Source organism: Thioalkalivibrio sp. ALE11 (assembly GCF_000381205.1).
Lineage (GTDB): Bacteria > Pseudomonadota > Gammaproteobacteria > Ectothiorhodospirales > Ectothiorhodospiraceae > Thioalkalivibrio.
On sequence record NZ_KB906167.1, the window covers coordinates 1 to 16,879 of the forward strand.

18 protein-coding genes and 2 pseudogenes are annotated in these 16,879 nt (G+C 67.0%); 10 read left to right on the top strand and 10 right to left on the bottom strand.

The features are described 5' to 3' along the window. Positions 1-404 precede the first annotated feature (404 nt). A complete protein-coding gene (locus F620_RS0105635) occupies positions 405-1,349 on the top strand; it encodes a LysR substrate-binding domain-containing protein (protein ID WP_026331327.1) in 945 nt (314 codons plus the stop codon). Between the two features lie 11 nt (positions 1,350-1,360). On the opposite strand, the gene F620_RS0105640 is transcribed toward F620_RS0105635, so the two are convergent. After that, positions 1,361-1,993 (bottom strand): hypothetical protein, encoded by a 633-nt coding sequence (locus F620_RS0105640; RefSeq protein ID WP_019569782.1) that lies wholly within the window; start codon positions 1,991-1,993, stop codon positions 1,361-1,363. Between the two features lie 294 nt (positions 1,994-2,287). Between F620_RS0105640 and corA the strand changes: the two genes are divergently transcribed. Then, the gene (gene corA, locus F620_RS0105645; protein WP_019569783.1) at positions 2,288-3,364 is read left to right on the top strand and encodes a magnesium/cobalt transporter CorA; all 1,077 of its coding nucleotides are present in this window, start codon (positions 2,288-2,290) and stop codon (positions 3,362-3,364) included. 257 nt (positions 3,365-3,621) lie between these two features. Here corA and F620_RS14225 read toward each other — a convergent pair. Both F620_RS14225 and F620_RS0105655 read right to left on the bottom strand, forming a co-directional pair. Continuing rightward, a pseudogene (locus F620_RS14225) lies at positions 3,622-6,029 on the bottom strand (DNA/RNA helicase domain-containing protein). Between the two features lie 17 nt (positions 6,030-6,046). Then, positions 6,047-6,415 (bottom strand): nucleotide pyrophosphohydrolase, encoded by a 369-nt coding sequence (locus tag F620_RS0105655; RefSeq protein WP_019569784.1) that lies wholly within the window; start codon positions 6,413-6,415, stop codon positions 6,047-6,049. A 398-nt stretch (positions 6,416-6,813) separates the two neighbouring features. Here F620_RS0105655 and F620_RS15350 point away from each other — a divergent pair. The 3 genes and pseudogenes from F620_RS15350 to F620_RS0105670 form a co-directional block, all read left to right on the top strand. Beyond that, positions 6,814-6,954 (top strand): annotated as a pseudogene (locus tag F620_RS15350) (efflux RND transporter permease subunit); the annotation flags it as partial. Between the two features lie 44 nt (positions 6,955-6,998). Then, the gene (locus F620_RS0105665; protein WP_019569786.1) at positions 6,999-7,241 is read left to right on the top strand and encodes a type II toxin-antitoxin system Phd/YefM family antitoxin; all 243 of its coding nucleotides are present in this window, start codon (positions 6,999-7,001) and stop codon (positions 7,239-7,241) included. Further along, complete coding sequence (locus tag F620_RS0105670) at positions 7,238-7,501, top strand: Txe/YoeB family addiction module toxin (RefSeq protein ID WP_019569787.1); 264 nt, start codon at positions 7,238-7,240, stop codon at positions 7,499-7,501. The genes F620_RS0105665 and F620_RS0105670 overlap by 4 nt, the downstream gene beginning before the upstream one ends. 137 nt (positions 7,502-7,638) lie before the next feature. Here the strand turns inward: F620_RS0105670 and F620_RS0105675 are convergent, their stop codons facing one another. Further along, entirely contained in the window at positions 7,639-7,929 is a 291-nt protein-coding gene (locus F620_RS0105675) for a type II toxin-antitoxin system RelE/ParE family toxin (protein ID WP_019569788.1), read from the bottom strand. A 4-nt stretch (positions 7,930-7,933) separates the two neighbouring features. Beyond that, on the bottom strand, positions 7,934-8,173 hold the full coding sequence (locus tag F620_RS0105680; RefSeq protein ID WP_019569789.1) for a type II toxin-antitoxin system ParD family antitoxin: 240 nt from the start codon (positions 8,171-8,173) through the stop codon (positions 7,934-7,936). 375 nt (positions 8,174-8,548) lie between these two features. Between F620_RS0105680 and F620_RS0105685 the strand changes: the two genes are divergently transcribed. Beyond that, the gene (locus F620_RS0105685) at positions 8,549-10,339 is read left to right on the top strand and encodes a potassium/proton antiporter (RefSeq protein WP_019569790.1); all 1,791 of its coding nucleotides are present in this window, start codon (positions 8,549-8,551) and stop codon (positions 10,337-10,339) included. Between the two features lie 40 nt (positions 10,340-10,379). On the opposite strand, the gene F620_RS0105690 is transcribed toward F620_RS0105685, so the two are convergent. Beyond that, the gene (locus tag F620_RS0105690) at positions 10,380-10,589 is read right to left on the bottom strand and encodes a DUF3185 family protein (protein WP_018871071.1); all 210 of its coding nucleotides are present in this window, start codon (positions 10,587-10,589) and stop codon (positions 10,380-10,382) included. A 122-nt stretch (positions 10,590-10,711) separates the two neighbouring features. Between F620_RS0105690 and F620_RS0105695 the strand changes: the two genes are divergently transcribed. Then, a complete protein-coding gene (locus F620_RS0105695) occupies positions 10,712-11,044 on the top strand; it encodes a DUF3634 family protein (protein ID WP_019569791.1) in 333 nt (110 codons plus the stop codon). 9 nt (positions 11,045-11,053) lie between these two features. Here the strand turns inward: F620_RS0105695 and F620_RS0105700 are convergent, their stop codons facing one another. Then, the gene (locus F620_RS0105700) at positions 11,054-11,818 is read right to left on the bottom strand and encodes an SDR family NAD(P)-dependent oxidoreductase (RefSeq protein WP_019569792.1); all 765 of its coding nucleotides are present in this window, start codon (positions 11,816-11,818) and stop codon (positions 11,054-11,056) included. Positions 11,819-11,869: 51 nt separating this feature from the next. Next, complete coding sequence (locus F620_RS15355; protein WP_019569793.1) at positions 11,870-12,022, bottom strand: hypothetical protein; 153 nt, start codon at positions 12,020-12,022, stop codon at positions 11,870-11,872. Between the two features lie 104 nt (positions 12,023-12,126). Between F620_RS15355 and F620_RS0105710 the strand changes: the two genes are divergently transcribed. Both F620_RS0105710 and F620_RS0105715 read left to right on the top strand, forming a co-directional pair. Continuing rightward, complete coding sequence (locus F620_RS0105710; protein WP_019569794.1) at positions 12,127-13,263, top strand: glycerate kinase; 1,137 nt, start codon at positions 12,127-12,129, stop codon at positions 13,261-13,263. Positions 13,264-13,267: 4 nt separating this feature from the next. After that, on the top strand, positions 13,268-14,215 hold the full coding sequence (locus F620_RS0105715; protein WP_019569795.1) for a nitroreductase family protein: 948 nt from the start codon (positions 13,268-13,270) through the stop codon (positions 14,213-14,215). Between the two features lie 176 nt (positions 14,216-14,391). Here F620_RS0105715 and F620_RS0105720 read toward each other — a convergent pair whose 3' ends face one another. Then, entirely contained in the window at positions 14,392-14,844 is a 453-nt protein-coding gene (locus F620_RS0105720) for a DsrE family protein (protein WP_026300869.1), read from the bottom strand. A gap of 284 nt (positions 14,845-15,128) precedes the next feature. On the opposite strand from F620_RS0105720, the gene F620_RS0105725 reads away from it, so the two are divergent. Next, positions 15,129-15,662: a macro domain-containing protein gene (locus F620_RS0105725; protein ID WP_019569796.1), complete on the top strand. Its 534-nt coding sequence runs from the start codon at positions 15,129-15,131 to the stop codon at positions 15,660-15,662. A gap of 22 nt (positions 15,663-15,684) precedes the next feature. Here the strand turns inward: F620_RS0105725 and F620_RS0105730 are convergent, their stop codons facing one another. Further along, positions 15,685-16,776 (bottom strand): hypothetical protein, encoded by a 1,092-nt coding sequence (locus F620_RS0105730; protein WP_019569797.1) that lies wholly within the window; start codon positions 16,774-16,776, stop codon positions 15,685-15,687. Positions 16,777-16,879 lie beyond the last annotated feature (103 nt).

Consider the following 16,879-nt stretch of genomic DNA (forward strand, 5'->3'; position numbering starts at 1 on the left):
CGAGACCTCCCCCGGCCGTAGGAGGCCAGCCCTCTGGCCGATCGGGCCAGCCCCGGCGCCGGATCGCGCAGAGGGCTGCGCTCCTGCGGGGCACACGGGGCAGCGGCGCCGGGGGAAAGCGCGCACAAAAAAGCCGCATCGACACCCAGCCAAGAAAAAGCGTCGATGCGGCGGGGGACTCCCTTCCAGCGGCGTGTCGGGACACCACCCCGACGTGCCGGTCCAACGGAGATGTCACGCAGATACAGCAGCATGTCAGCCGCGTGGCAGGCTCTGCCGCCCCGGGGCCTCGATGAAGGCACCACGGCGGGTGAGCACGAGGGTTAGTTTCCACCCTGTCCACGCATGAGTAAAACAAGTTTTTGTCACGTAGTATGTGAGACAGGCTCATGAAGGAGGGCGGCATGCTGGAGATCCGGCATTTGCGGGCACTGCACGAGATCGTGCGCCTGGGCAGCGTGACGGCGGCGGCCGAGTCGCTGTGCGTCACCCAGTCGGCGCTGTCGCATCAGCTGCGGCAGCTGGAAGAGCGCATGGACGTGGTGCTGTTCGAACGGCGCAGCTCGCCGGTACGGCTGTCGCCGGCGGGCACGCGCCTGCTGCAGGCCGCCGAGCGCGTGCTGCCGGAGGTGGCCGCGGCCGAGCGCGACATCGCCCGCATCCGCGACGGCCGTGGCGGGCGGCTGTACCTCGCGCTGGAATGCCACAGTTGCTTCCAGTGGCTGATGCCCTCGCTGGCGGCCTTCCGCGAACACTGGCCCGAGGTAGAGCTGGACCTGAGCCTGAGCCATGGTTTCGATGCCCTGAATGCCCTGCGCGAACGCGAGGTCGATGCGGCGGTATCGCCCGATCCGGTGGAAGACCCGGAGCTGATCGCGCTGGACCTGCTGGAGTACGAGAACCTGCTGATCGTGCCGCGCGGCCATCGTCTGGAGGGGGCCAACTACGTGGAGCCCGCCGACCTCGAGGGCGAGACCCTGATCACCTACCCGGTGGCGGAGGAGCGCCTGGATATCTGCCGGCATTTCCTGCACCCGGCGGGCATCTCGCTGCCCCGGCGCACCACCGAGGTCACCGCCATGCTGCTGCAGCTGGTCGCCAGCGGGCGCGGCGTGGCCTCGCTGCCGGAATGGGCCCTGCCGGAACTGGAGGCACAGATGCAGGGCGCCGGCACCGGTTCGCGTGGCCCCGGGCGTTCCGCCATCGCGCGTCTGCGCATGGGCCCCGACGGCCTGTGGAGTACCCTGCGCCTGGCCATCCGCCGCGAGGACGAAGGCCTCGCCTTCATGCAGGACTTCGTCGGCATCGCCCGTGACGAACTCCACCAGGCCTCCGTGCGTCGCGGCTGATCGGCGCGGGGTCAGCAGCCGCCACCACCGCCACCACCGCCTCCGGCGGCCCCTCCGGCGGCGACGCTCGAGTCGCCGGTGCTTTGTTCCAGCCACATGGCCATATGGCAGGCAATGGCGATGGCTCCGACCGGACGCGGATGGATGACCTCGACGAACCAGCCGCCGGTCAGGCCGGTTTCCTGCTTGGGGCGGAAGGTGGCGACCATGTCGCGGTTGTCGCGCAGGGTGTAGCTGAACAGCCCGCGCCGGTCAGTGCGTTCGCCGTTGAGCTGGTAGTGATCGTCGCGATAGCTGAACAGCCCGCTGAGCGTCTTGCGGTCGGTGCTGGTCTCCTCGATCTGCGTGACCGTGCCCGCGCCGGCACGCCAGACCTCCTGGCGCTGCGGCATCCCGAAGAAGCCGACATTGCGCTGAAGCTGCTGGAAGAACCCCGCGTCCGGCGGGTCGGCCAGGCGCATGCGCGTGGTGGCGAAATGCAGCTCCGGCTTGCCGAACCACGCCGCGAGCCCGCCCGAAGGGCGGCGCAGCCGGGCGATCGGCGTGCCGGCCTGGCGCAGTTCCGCGATGCTGCGGGTCTTTTCGCCAAAAAACGGCAAGCGCTTGAGCGGGGAGATCTTCACGAACTCGAGCTGGCCTTCCACCGGGCTTTCCTCTCCCGGCGGCGGGGACCCGGGGCCCGAGGAGGCTTGGGCAACCCCGCTAGCGGCGCTCGGGGAGGGTTCGTTCGGTTGCCACTGGGCCGCCGGCCCGTAACCACGCCTGGCCATGCTGATCTCCTTCCCGGATTGCGGAGGGGTGTGATTCAGCCCGAGTATAGGCACGGCAGGCCTCGCCGCACCCCGCATGAATGCATGGGGTGCAATGCCGGTCCCTGGCTGCGAATCGTTCTCTCGGCCCCCGGGCTATACTCGAGGCCCATTCCTCGGGGAGGCGTCATGAGCCGGCTGTTCGAAAAGACCTACCTCGCGCCCGGGGCGGCGCCCGGCCACGGGGTCCATGCGCACCACCATGCAGGCAAGGGCGCCCGGGTTTGTGCGTGGCATTATGATCAGGAGTGCCTGACGGAGCTCGATGGCGACCGGATCCTGTACGAAGGCGCGGGCGATACCGGCAGGGGGTTCATGTGGCTGCACCTGCAGGGCACGCCCGGGCCCGAGCAGCTGTATGCCCTGGGGAGTGCGTTCGGCCTGCATCCGCTGGTACTGGAAGACATACGGCACCAGGGGCAGCGCCCCAAGGTCGATTTCTTCGACAACACGCTGATGGCCATCCTGAGCCACCCCCGGCACGAACAGGGCCGCATCGAAATCGACCAGTTCAACCTGTTCGTGGCCCCGGGCCTGATCATCAGCATCCACAGTGGCGAGCAGGACCCCTTCGAGCCCGTGCGCGACCGCATGCGCGGCGCCAACCGCAACTTCAACCGCCTGGGTGCCGCGTACCTGGCCTACGCACTGATGGACGCCGTGGTGGACCAGAGCTTCCCGGTGCTGGAAGAGATCAGCGAATGGCTGGAACGGCTGGAAGCGGCGGTGCTGGAGCGCCCCGACGCCACCACGCTCGCGGAAATCCACGGCCTGCGCCGCGAACTCCTGGTGCTGCGTCGCCAGCTCTGGCCGGCACGCGACGTGATCGCGCGGCTGATGCGCGACGACCTCGAACCCTTCACCGCCGAGCTGTTCCCGTACCTGCGCGACGTGCACGACCACGCGATCCAGACAGTGGACCTGCTGGAGTCCTACCGCGAAATGGCCGCCACGCTGATCGAGGCCTACATGTCCGCGATCAACCAGCGCTCCAACGACGTGATGCGCGTGCTCACCATCATCGCCACCATCTTCATCCCGCTCACATTCGTGGTGGGGATCTACGGCATGAACTTCGACCACCCCGACAGCCCGTGGTCGATGCCCGAGCTCTACACCTACTACGGTTACCCCGTGGTCTGGCTCGTCATGCTCGGCGTGGTCGCCGGCATGCTCTATTTCTTCCGCCGCCGCGGCTGGTTGTAACACCCGGCACGAATCGGCCGGAGGGCCGGCCTCCCACCGCCCCCGCGCGCAGGAGGCCAGCCCCCTGGCCGATCGGGCCCCGACAACCCACCGGGCCGGATCGGCCGGAGGGTCGCCCACCCTGCGTAGACATGATGGATTGACCTGCCCGACCTCGAGAGCGTGGGTTATGTTCTCGGGGTTGGGATAACCACCTTCAACACAGAGCCAATATTGAGGGGGCAGGAGGCCAGCCCTCTGGCCGATCGGGCGCTCCGTCAATGTTCCAGTTGGGCGACGTACTCGCCGACCACGACCAGCTCGGACAGGCTGTCCTCTTCCAGGATGATGGGCTCGTAGCCGGGGACGCTGGAATCCGGTTTCAGGATGATTCGCTGGTGGCGCCACTCAGTGTCCGGGTCCGCCGTCTTCTCGCTGTGATAGCGCTTGATGGTAAAGCTGGCGCCGGTGTCCGGGTCATTGATGTCGCGGTGCTGCACCAGCACGATCTTGCCTTCGCGCGTTCCGCCGCCCGGCGCCCGGAACAGACACCATGCCCCGTTCGCGATACGGCGGTTCATTGACTCGCCGACCACCTGGGCGATGAACATCCCCGGTTGGGGTGTAATGAAGTCCGGGGGCATGACCCAGTCGAATGCATCCGGGTTCTGGTCCACGGTCTGCAGGTCACTGAAACTGCCCGCCGCCGCCTTGATCGGCACCACCGGCAACGCATTCACGAATGGCTCGACCTCCTCCGGCGCCATCTTCTCGAACGGCAGGAGATCCGCCGGTGCGGGTTCGCCGGGGCAGACTGAGGTTCGGGCGTGTGCTGGTCGATCAGCGCGCGGAAGTAGGCGTGCGTCTCCGCATCCGCCGACCAGATGAGGCAGCCCTTCATCCCGCGACTCATCAGCGTGCGATAGGTGTTCTTGATGATCCGGTCGGCTTTCGCTCGCGCCGCATCCGGATCCTCCTTCAGCGCCTTCTTGTAGCCCTTGATGGAGGCGTCATTCTTCGAACGCGCTTCGGGCACCGTGATTACCTTGCCGTCCCGCACGATAAGGTCGGGCCCGATGATTACGCCCACATAGTCCAGCTCCAGCCCCTGACTGGTATGGATACAGCCGATCTGGTGGACCGAGTCCGGCTGGATCATCCAGGTGGAACCGTCCTTGTCGAGGTTCCACTGCATGGCGAAGTTGTGTTCGGGAAAGCGGATGTCCATGGCCTGTCCATCCTTCTTGCTCTCCCAGTCCCAGCAGTAGCCCGCGAGCATCCGTGCACGGTTGGCGTGCACGTTCAGCGCGAAGATCCGGTCGCGCATGGCGGTCGGCGAGTCGACTACCTCGACCGAATAATCCAGTTCATCCAGATCCTCGTTCGCCGTCTCGCGAATCTGCAGCGCCTGATCAAGCCAGGCCAGGTAGCCGTCGGAGCCGGCACAACGGAACTGCGAGCGCAGCTCGGCGTAGTGCACGGTAGCGCCCGCCGCCCGTGCCCAGCGCTCGATCTCCTCCCGTGACCCGGTGTCCTTCCAGTGAATCCGCTGATCCTCGTCCAGGAAGAACACCGCCGTACGCGCCGCGTTAATGATCTCCTTGGTCTGGTTCTCGCCCAGGTTCTGGAAGATCCCCGACTTCTCGTTCAGGCGGTGTGCCTCGTCCACCAGCAGGGTGTCGAAGGTGTTCGTGTCGGTTTCGTGAAATGCACCGGAGCTACGGAACAGGTTGCTGATCCGGCTCTTTTTCATGGTGCCGGTCAACCTGGCCTCATAGACCGCCCGTGGGGCTGCATTGCGGGTCACATACTGTGCAACCTTTTCGCGGCGGGTCAGCTCTCCAAGCAGGTTCACGGCCACTACCGATTTTCCGGTACCCGGCCCGCCCTCCACGATCAGCACCTGCTTGCCGTGTCCCTCGGCAATGTCGGAAAGCTCCAGCGCGCTTTCGAAGACCAGCTTCTGGTCGTCGACCATCACGAACTCGGCGTTCCCCTCGAGCAGCGATGCCAGATGGTCCGCGAGCGACTTCGAGGGGCGAATCCGGCCATGCTCGACCCGGTAGAGGATGTCGTTGGTATCCCCCTTGCGCACATGCTGGCCGAGAAAACGGGCGAGCTTTTCGGCATCCGCTTTCAGAAAGGCCGGCGCGCGCTCCAGGTGCTCGTGGTACCGCGCATCGGAAATCGCGCCCGACACGCTGTTGTGGAGATAGGCACAGGGGTGCAGCCCGATACCGTCGGTCTGCACGGTCTCGTTGTAGTCCTCCAGCAGCGCCGCATACGACCACGCCTGGTAGGAGGGATGCGTCACCTCGCGTTCCTTGCCGCCCACGAAGGTGCGCACGATCGCGTCCTTCTCGGTCGCCTCGACCTGCTCCCACTGCTTCAGTTCGACGATCACCGCCGTATCCCGGCCATCGTCATTGCGTCCGGTCAGGATGAAGTCCACCCGCTTGGAGGTCTGCGGGATCATGTACTCGATGGCGACACCGGCATCATCCGGGATCCCCGATGCGTTGAGCACGTTCTCCATGTACTGCATCGAGTTGCGCCACGAAGTGATCTCGTTGGACGAGGGCTTGCCCTTGCCGGCACCCAGCATCCCGGCGAGGATGCGATCCTCGATCTGGTTGTGCTGGACATGCTCGACGAAACGGCGCTTGTCAGCGGTATAGATCAGCATCGTGACTTGCCTTTTGGCTACAGATCCGTGTACTTGCGCGCACTGCCCCGCGCCTTGTCGACCGGATACTTCTGCTCGTTCACGGTCAGCTTTTCGTTCGCTGCCTGAACCACGTCGATTCCCAGCCCCCGCGCCAGCAACAGCAGATAGATCTGCACGTCCGCGATTTCCGCCTGAACGGCCTCCCGCTCCGCATCCGACAGCTCACGAGACCGTTCCTCCGTCAGCCACTGGAAGTGCTCGATCAATTCTCCCGCCTCGCCCGCAAGCGCCATCGACAGGTTCTTCGGCGAATGAAACTGCTCCCAGTCGCGCTCCCGAACGAACGCCTCCAGGCGGCCCGCCAGATCATCCAGCTCCGTTGAGGTTCGTGACTCCGTACTCATCGATCCCTCGCCTGTTCCGTTCTTGCCTGCCGGCATCGTACCGAACTCGGTCAGCCCCAAATACCGGCACAACGCCGGTCAAGGCCGCAGGATACGTGTCAGATCTCGATCGAACGGTACAGCCAACCGTTAACAGGTCGATCAAATCGGGAGCCAAGCCCTCTGGGCGATGGGGACCTGGACGCACCTGATCGGCCAGGGGGCTGGCCTCCTACTAAACCCGTGGGAGCCCAGCCCTCTGGGCGATGGGGACCTGGACGCACCTGATCGGCCAGGGGGCTGGCCTCCTACTAAACACGTGGGAGCCCAGCCCTCTGGGCGATGGGGACCTGGACGCGCCTGATCGGCCAGGGGGCTGGCCTCCTGCGGTGGTCGGGCCCCAAGCCCGCGGTGGGGAACGGGCGGTGGTGGAGGCCGGCGCGCTGCGCCTGCGTCCGATCCTGATGACCAACCTGACCACGGTGCTCGGCATGTTGCCGCTGGCGATCGGCCTCGGCGCAGGCGCGGAGATCAAGCGTACGGTTTACGGGACGTACGTCACGGCGTACTCTTAATCGGAGCCCACACACGCGCGAGGTGCGCCATGACGGGGATTACGGCTACAGAGGCGCGCAGCAACCTCTACCGGCTGATCGACGAAACGGCGGAATCCCATGAGCCGATTGTCATTACCGGCAAACGGAACAACGCAGTCCTGTTATCCGAGTCGGACTGGTCGGCCATTCAGGAGACCCTGTACCTGCTATCGGTGCCGGGTATGCGCGAGTCGATCCGCGAGGGGATGGAGACCCCGGCGGATGAATGCGACGAGGAGCTGGATTGGTGACATGGACGCTGGTCTACACCCGACAGGCTCAAAAGGATGCGAGGAAGCTGGCGGCGAGTGGCCTGAGGCCGGAGGCACGGGAACTGCTGACGCTGCTCGCGGAGGACCCGTATCGGAAGCCCCCGCCTTTCGAGAAGCTGGTGGGTGATCTCTCCGGCGCGTACTCGCGGCGCATCAATATTCAGCACCGGCTGGTGTACCAGGTGCTCGAGGACGAGAGGGTGGTCAAGGTGATCCGTTTATGGAGCCATTACGAGTAACCCGAGTGCACGATCCCGCATAACCGCTGCGCGGTTTACGGGATGATCGCCCATTCAGAACACCGAAAGCCCGCAGGCGCTTGCAAGCAGGATCCTGCGCGCGGGCTCCGGCGTCTGGTCTTGTCCCTTCGCATTGCCTACGACTCGTTTCCCTCCCAGTCTTCGTGCGCGTGGCGAACACGGATGATCAGGATTTCATCACCTTCGATCTGGAACAGCACGATGTTTGCGCCGACGGGGTGAACCCGAACGGGTGGTGAGATTTCCTTACGCTCACGCGCTGCACGAGGGTTTTCCGCCAGAAACTCGAAGGTTGCAGCCAGCAGGCTGTGGTAGCGCTCTGCCTGTTGCAGGCCGAATTGCTCGACGCTACTGCGGAAGATCTCGATGACGTCGTCTTCCGCCTTGCAGGTCAGGGCATATCGCATGCTGTTAGTCTTCGGGGTCGCTCCTGGCGGCTAACTTCAGCTCTTCCATCGTTCGCTCACCGCGGCCGCTTTCCAGGCCTTCCGTGGCGAGCGCCTGCAGGTGCGCGATCTTCAGCGCCCGCTCCCGGTCGCGGCGGATCAGGTCTCGCACGTAATCACTGCTGTTGCTGTACTGGCCGGTTTGCGCCTGTTCTTCTACCCAGGATTTCATGGGATCGGGTAGCGAAATGTTCATTGTGGCCATGGAGGCCTCCGCGTCTCGGGTTGGCAATCTTTGCCATAAGTATAGGCCAGCAACCCCGGATCGTCGATCATTGCGGTCGGTCACAAGGGCCACGAGCGGGACCGAGCGGCGGCCGATTGCCGCGGCCTCTGCGAGGCGTCGCAATGACGGAAGGTCCGTACGCTTTACGGAACGCAGGAGCTTCGCTTGCAAGCAAGCACCCACGGGTTTGGTTGTCTCGGGCTTTCCGGTTCCGAGCGCCGGTAGTATTTCCCGCAGGGCGCTCATCCCGAACCTGCGCGTCAGGCGGGAGCGGCAGCGGGTGAAATCAGCGGCTCCCTGGCGATCATGCGATCATGGGCGAGCACACGGATTCGAAGAAAATAAAGGGGTTCGATGGACTGGGTCTTTCCGCTAATCCTGATTGGCGCCGGGCTGCTGGTGTTCGCGGTATTGACCTCAGTGCTGTCGTTCCGCCTCGGGGCTCCGCTGCTGCTGGTCTTTCTGGCGGTGGGGCTGATGGCCGGCGAGGACGGGCTGGGCCTCAAGTTTGATGACCCGAATGCGGCATTCCTGATCGGGAGCCTGGCGCTGGCGGTCATCCTGTTCGATTCGGGCTTTAACACCCGGTTGCGGACGCTTCGGCGGGCGGCGGCTCCGGCCTTTGTGCTGGCGACCATTGGGGTGGCTCTGACCACCGTTGTATTGGGGGCTGCAGCCCACTGGCTGCTGGATCTGCCCTGGGCCTACGCGCTGCTTCTGGGAGCGTTGATCAGCTCCACGGATGCCGCGGCCGTGTTCTTCCTGCTGCGTGTGGGCGGGGTGCAGATCAACCGGCGGGTTCGTTCCATTCTGGAGGTCGAGTCGGGTTCCAACGATCCGATGGCGATCTTCCTGACCGTGGTCTTTATCGAGTGGATCCTGTCCGGCACCACGGCGGGTGGCCTGGCCACGCTGTTCGCCACGGAATTCCTGTGGCAGATGGGGCTGGGTCTCGCGCTGGGTGTGGCGGGGGGCTATCTGCTGGTGGAGATCGTGAACCGCATGCCGCTCGAGGAGGCGCTGTTTCCGATCGCGGTGATGGCCGGGGCCGTCAGTCTGTTTGCACTGACCGGATGGATGGGCGGCAGCGGGTTCCTGGCCGCCTATGTCGCGGGCATCGTCGCCGGGAACCGGCAGCTGCATGGCGCGAGCCGCCTGCGCCGGCAGCAGGAGGGACTGACCTGGCTGGCCCAGATCAGCATGTTCCTGACCCTCGGACTGCTGGCCACACCCTCGGAGTTTCCGTCGCTCGCATTGCCAGCCCTGGCGCTGGGGCTGTTCTTGATCCTGGTCGCGCGTCCGGTAGCGGTCTGGCTTTGCCTGCTGCCGTTTCGTCAGGACTGGAGGACCACGGCCTTCGTCTCCTGGGTCGGCCTGCGTGGGGCGGTCTCTATCCTGCTGGCCATATTGCCGTTGGTGGCTGGCATCGAAGGCGGCGAGATGTTCTTCAACATCGTGTTCATGATGGTGCTGGTTTCCCTGTTGGTGCAGGGCTGGACGATTCGACCGGTCGCGCGCTGGCTGGGGCTGGTGGTCCCGCCGAAACTGGGCCCGGTGGAGCGCGTGCAACTGGAACTGCCCGGCAGTCCCCGCCACGAACTGGCGGTCTATCGCGTGATCGAGGATAGCCCGGTCCTGCGCGGCGCGCGCCTGCCGCGCTGGGCCCGGCCCTCGTTGGTAGTGCGCGACGGGCGGTCCATCCGCTATCAGCAGGCCCGCCACCTGGTCCCGGGCGATTATGTGTACATCTTTGTTGTGCCCGAATACGTGTCCCTGCTGGACCGACTGTTTGCCAGCCCAAGAATCCCGGGCAAGGACGATGCGGAGTTCTTCGGCGAGTTGCCATTGAATCCGGAAAAGCCGCTGGCGGCCCTGTGCGCGATGTATGGCGTCAGCTGTGATGTCGACGATCCGGAGCTCAGCATCGGCGCATTCCTCGAGCGCGAACTGGGTGGCCAGCCGATCGCCGGCGATCGGGTCAGTTTCGGTGCCGCCGATCTGATCGTGCGCGAGGTTGGCGAGGATGGGCGTGTGGCGCAGGCGGGGCTGGCCTTCATGCGCCGCGGGGCCGGGGGCGACGGGCTCACCCTGCCGTGGCACGGCTGGTGGCGGGCACTGCGCGGCCGGCGTGCCCGGAACCGTTAGCCCTGGAATGTTTCGTGGCGGGCAACTGGCAGGGGCAGCCTCAGCGGCGCACGCCGAAGATCGCCAGGACGAGGCCGACGACGGTCATTATCCCGCCAAGGATCAGGTACAGGCGCGTGTCATCGGTGTAGCGGCCGGTGAATTCCTGGTGCAGCTCCTCGGTCAGGCTTTCGGTGGCGTTGAAGCCCATGACCAGGAGGATAATCCCTCCTGCCAGAAGGGCGAGCCCCAGAATCCGGGTCCAGTGCATGTTGCATGCCTCGGTTGGCGAGTGATCCCCTGACGCTAGCACGGATTGGCGCGTTCGCAGCGTGCGGTAGGCCGCATCGGGGCTACACTGGGCACGTGTTCCACGCCCGTGGCGTATCCATCATGTTGCTGACGTTGCTGTTCATGTTCGCCGTGCTGGCCCTGGGGGTCGCGCTGATGCTGTGGCACGCACGGCTGGTGTTTACGGTGGAGCTGCGTGACGGAACGGCCCGGGTGCGGCGCGGCAAGCCGCCGAGGGCGTTCCTGCGCGGCTGCGAGGACGTGGCCCGCCAGTACCGTCTCAAGCGCGGGCGGATCCATGCGGTGCGCACGGACGGCGGCGTTCAGCTGCGTTTCTCCCGGGATCTCCCGCAGAACACCCACCAGGCCTTTCGCAACGTCTGGCCCCCGCCACCGGGCGGTGGCGGGGGCGGCGGCATGCGCGCGACGGGGTAGGGTCCCGGGCTACTGCGCGCAGAGGCCGCCGTCGACGACGTAGGTGTTGCCGGTGCAGCCGGAGGCGGCGTCGGACAGCAGGAACGCGGCCATGCCGGCGCATTCCTCGTTGTTGACGTAGCGCCCCAGCGGGATGCGCGCCTCGAACGACTGGTGCACCTCGTCGGCGTGGCCGGGGTTCGCCTGTTCCTCGATGGATTCCATCATGCGGTTGGCGACCGGACCCGGGTTGAGCGTGTTGACGCGGATGTTTTCCGGCCCGAGTTCGGCGGCCAGGCACTTCATCATGCCCACCACCGCGTGCTTGCTGGATACGTACGGCGAGAGGCCGCCGAAGCCGCGCAGCCCGGCCACGCTGGAGGTGATGACGATGCTGCCGCCGTTGCCCCGGCGCAGTGCCGGCAGGGCCGCCTCCGCACCCAGGCGCACGCCCTGCACGTTGACGGCGAAGACCTTGTCCCAGGCGGCATCGGTGCGGCTGTCGAACGGGCCGATCTCGCCCTCGATCCCGGCGTTGAGGAACACGCCATCAAGGCGGCCGAAACGATCCAGGGCGGTGGCGACCATGCGCTCGTTGTCCTCGCGCCGGGTCACGTCCACTGCCAGGCCCACCGCGCGCTCGCCGAGCGAGCGGGCGATGTCTTCCACCGGGCCCGCCTCGCGGTCGGTGATGACCAGGCTGGCGCCCTGTTCGTACAGCTTGCGCGCCGTGCTCTCGCCGATGCCCCCGGCGCCGCCGGTGATGGCGATGACCTTGCCTTCCAGACCACTCATGTCGCTTCTCCGTGTCGTTGACCGTGTGGTGAATTCGATGGGACCAACGTATCAGTTTCCGCCGCGGGTTCGCAGATGGAGCAGCCGGCCGATGAATGCGATCCCGAGGATGATCCAGCCGACGGGATACGGCAGCACGCCGGCGAAGAAGGCGGCGAGGGTGGCGAGCAGCAGCAGGCCGATGATCAGCAGCGGGATGTCCATGTACGTTCGAGCCGTGGGTCAGGCGAAGGTTCGTTGTGCCATCGTCCATAATGAGGGGTGTGGCAACGGACGGACGTGACAGGTCGCGGACTCGGGAGGGGAGCTTGGCGGAGCCGCTGCGGGTGGTGGTGTGCCCGGACAGTTTCAAGGGCAGTCTGGCGGCGGAGGAGGTGGCCGCGGCGATGGTGCGCGGCGTGCTTGCGGCGCGGCCGGATGCCCGGGTGCAAGCCCTGCCGATGGCCGATGGCGGCGAGGGCACCGCATGGCGTGTAAGCCGGGCGGCGGGCTGGGAATGGCGCCAGGCGCGGGTCACCGGCCCCGACGGAACGGCGCTGCAGGCCGGCTGGGGACTGGACCCGCAGGGTCGCCGGGCGGTGCTGGACGTCGCCGCGGCCTGCGGTCTCGACCGGATCCCCGCGGGGCGCCGCGATCCCTGGCAGCTGGATACCCGGGGCGTGGGCGAACTGATGCGCGCGGCGCTGGATGCGGGGGCCCGGCATCTGCTGGTGGGCCTGGGCGGCAGTGGCACGGTGGACGGGGGCGCGGGCCTGCTGGCAGCACTGGGCGTGCGGTTCCGGGATGCGGACGGATGTGCGCTGGCGCCGCATCCGGCGGCGCTGGGGGCCCTCGTGCAGGCCGATTTCGCGGAGCTGGATCCTTGCCTGGGCGAGGTCGATATCACGCTGCTGAGCGACGTGGACAACCCGCTGATCGGCCCGCAGGGGGCGGCGGCGGTGTTCGGACCGCAGAAGGGCCTGGCGGTGGACGACGTCGCGGCGATGGATGCGTGCATGCAGCGGCTGGCAGGGGCCATCGAAGCGGCCGGGTGGCTGCGGCGGCCGGTGGATGCCCCGGGCGCCGGGGCGGCCGGCGGGCTGGGCTTCGCACTGGGCTGCGTGCTGGGCGGGACCGCGCGCATGGGGGCGATGTACGTGGCCGACCTGATCGGTCTGGATGCGGCGATGCGTGGGGCGGACCGGGTGATCACCGGCGAGGGCCGGCTGGATGGCCAGACCGCGCATGGCAAGGTGGTGGCCGAGGTGTTGCGTCGCGCCGGGGGGCTGGGCGTGCCGGTAGCGGCGGTGGCCGGTTCCGTGGACGCCGATGCGGACGAACTGGCCGCGCTGGGCCTGACCGATGCGCGCGCCCTGTGTGACGGGAGCCTGTCTCTGGAGGAGGCCATGGCGCATCCGGCCGATGCCATCGCGGCGCGCACCTGTTCCCTGATCGAAGAGGCATGACCCCATGGATCTCGACTCCGTCATCCGGAACTGGCTGGAGCTTGCCGCGCAGGCCCCGTCGTCGCACAACAGCCAGCCGTGGCGGTTCCGCGTGGCGCGTGATGGGGTGGAGGTCTGGACCGACCCGGAGCGGGTCCTGCCGGTCTCCGACCCCGGCGGGCGCGAGCGGGTGATCAGCGTGGGCTGCGCGGTGATGAACCTGCGGGTGGCCGCGGCGGCTGACGGCCGGGGCCTGAACGTGCGTCCGGAACAGGCCGGTCCCGGACCGTACGTGCGCCTGCTGAACACGACCCACGCAGGCGCCGATCTGCAGACGCTGCCGTCGCTGAAGGAGTGGATCCCGCAACGGCGTTCGTGGCGCGGGCGTTTCCGTCCGGACCCGGTGCCGCCGGAGGTGGTGGATGCGCTGGTCGCCGTGGCGCGCCAGGAGGGCGTCTGGCTGCGGCCGGTGACCGGGACGGAGTCGCGCCGCGAGGTCGTGCGGCTGGTGCGGGAGGCGACGCGCGAGCAGTGGCGCAACCCGGCCTGGCGTGCCGAGCTGGCGCACTGGATGCGCCCGGCGGCTGCAGGCGACGGGCTGCCGGTGGGCCGTCTGACCGGCGGTCTGACCCGCTGGGCGGTGCGCCGGTTGGTGTCGCCCCGGCGGATGGCCCGTGCCGAGGCTCGGGTGGCGAGCCGGGCGCCGGTCCTGCTGGCGCTGGGGACGGGGATCGACGGGCCGATGCAGTCGCTGGCGGCCGGGCAGGGGCTGCAGCGGGTGCTGCTGGAGGCCGCGCGTCACGGGTTCTGCGCGCGCTACCTGAATCAGCCGCTGCAGCTGCCGGAGCGACGCGCGGAGCTGGCAGAGCCGCTGGGTGGCGGGCATCCGCAGCTGCTGTTCGCACTGGGGTGCCCGGACGGGACGCCGCGGGCGACGCCCCGGCGGTCGGTGGAATCGTTGCTCCGGACATGACGCCGGATCGGCCAGGGGGCTGGCCTCCTGCGGGGTGTCGGGTCGGCCAGGGGGCTGGCCTCCTACTTGCCCCCGTGGGAGCCGGCCCTCCGGCCGATTGTGCGTGCGGGCAATCGCCCGTGGAGGAATCAGGCCTCCGGCCGACCGTGGTGCAGCCGGAGGCGGGCCGGATGGTTTCAGGGCCGGCTGTAGGTATAGCCGTTGTTCTGCAGGTGCGAGATGTGGGCAACACCGCTCGGAATGATATCCGCCTCGCGAGCATCGTACAGATCTTCGTGGAGATCGATATTGCGCCCGGCCAGCGTGTTGGCGCAGACCTGGAACTCGACATCCTGGAGTTTCAGGTTGTCCACACGGGCACGCAGGTCATCGTGGTTCCGGGCCGTGTCGAGCAGGCCGAGGCCGTCCCCGTGCATGACTACTTTGATCTCCATGTTGTCTGCGCCGACAGCATTGATGTGATTCTGAATGTTGCCCATCGCCCCCATATACCGGTCGGTGTCGTCGTAATTGACGTGATAGACGACCTTTTGCGTGCCATAACCGTTGTCGTTCGCGAGCGCCGTACCAGACATTGCGAGAGCGGCGGCTGCGGACAGAGCCAGCGGGATCATCATCCGGTTTTTCATGAGCGTACCTCTTCTTGTCATTTTTCTTTTGCACCCACGGGTGCCTGTCGCGTTTGCCAGGGGCTGTTTATGTTGGCGCCCCTGGTACAGGAAGGGACGGGGTGAAAAAAAGTTATATTCCTCATGCATGAAAGATTAGAATTTTAGCTCATGACGATGAAGGCCGTGGTCTGGACGGATCGGCCAGGGGCTGGCCTCCTGTGGGACCGGGACGGCGTGTACGGCGCCGGTCGACTAGCCTATGCTTGAGACGGAAATGATCAGGGAAAGACGGGGGAAGAATGATGCAGGTTGTGGTCCGGGGAGTGAAGATCGAGTGCGTGACCGGCAACATCGTCGAGCAGCACGACATGGACGCCATCGTCAACGCGGCCAATGCCTGGCTGCGCCCGGGCGGGGGCGTGGCCGGGGCCATCCACCATGCGGCGGGGCCGGAGCTGGAGCGTGAATGCCAGGCGCTGGCCCCCATCGAACCGGGTCAGGCCGTGCTGACGGACGGGCACCGGCTGCGCAACCGTTACGTGATCCATTGCCTCGGGCCGGTGTACGGGCGTGACGAACCGGCCAGTCGCCTGCTGGCCTCGTGCTATCGCGAGGCCCTGGCGCGCGCCGAGGAGGCGGGGATCTTCAGCATCGCGTTCCCGGCGCTGTCCACTGGGGCGTTCGGCTACCCCATCGAGGACGCGGCGCGGGTGGCCCTGGAGACGGTGGTGCACCGGACCCCGCATCTGGAATCGGTGCGCTACATCCGCTTCGTGCTGAGCAAGGACGAGGACCGCGACATCCACGCACGCATCCTCAAGGAACTGACGGAGTAATACGGGCTCCGCGGTTCCCCGCTCAGGCGGTCAGGTCGATCTGCTGGACGCTGCCGGTTTCCCCGTCTTCGTTGATCCACAGTCCGGTGGACTCGACCTGGCCGAGCAGGGTGTTGTCTCCGCTGTGCCGCAGGTCGAACGGGGTGCTGACGTGGCCCAGGTAGATGGCGCCGACCCCGACCTCTCCCAGGGCGAGTAGCTGGTCGCGCCCCTGTTCGTCGCGCGTCCACACGCGCAGGCGGTCGTAGACCGGGTCGTCCGCGTCGATCCAGCCGTTGCCGTCGTGGTCGTGGCGGCGCAGCTCGGCAAAGCCGTCGCCGGTGAGCGGGCCGAACAGCTCCGAGCCGTCGTCCACCTTGCCGCTGCCGGAGCGATCGATGGCCAGGAACCCGCTGCCGGGCTGGAGAAAGGCCACCTGCTGTTCGTGGCCGTCGGCATCCAGGTCGAACTCGAAACGGGTGTCGGTGAGGGCGGCCGCCGGTGCATCGAAGTTGATGACCAGCGGATCGTGCAGCTCGGCGTCCATGCCGGCGCTGACGCGGGTGTGCTGCATGAACTCGCGGCTCATGCTGACGGAGAGGTCGATGTCGATCGCCTGGCCGTCGGCGGTGCGCACCATGCCCCGGGCCTCGAAGGACGTGTGCTCGACCTCGATCCGGGTTTCCTCCACCGACCAGGCGATGCCGGCACGGGCCACCGGGGCGGGTCCCCGTGCGTGAGCAGCGGGCGGCGAGAATTCGACCGCCTCGGCATCCTCGGCCGGGTCCGGGCGCAGCTCGGAGGGATCCAGGACCTCGATCTCCCGGCCGGTCAGGCGTTCCACGATCAGGCGCAGCAACTCCATGCGCATGTTGTCCAGCGGGGTGAGCTCGGCATCCGCGGGTGCGGCGCCGACCGTGGAGCGGGCTTCGGTGTGCGGGGTGGCGGCCGGGGCTGACAACGATGGCAGGGCCCTGGGGGATTCGCCGGTTGCCGCGACTGCCGCCGGGGCTGCCGGCGGTGCTGGCAGGTTCGCCGCGTCGGCGCGGGTGGCGGTGACACGTGCCGAGCGGTGCGTGGCCTCGAAGGCGACGCGCTGGCTTGAAAGTTCCAGGGAATGTTCTGCGATGCGCATGGGCGGTGGCCCTCCGGGTACACAACTTCCCGGAGGTAACGGCTGGCGGGCGGCAAACTTTAGCCGCATGGCGGCAAATGGTTGCCGCCATGCCAGGTCAGGC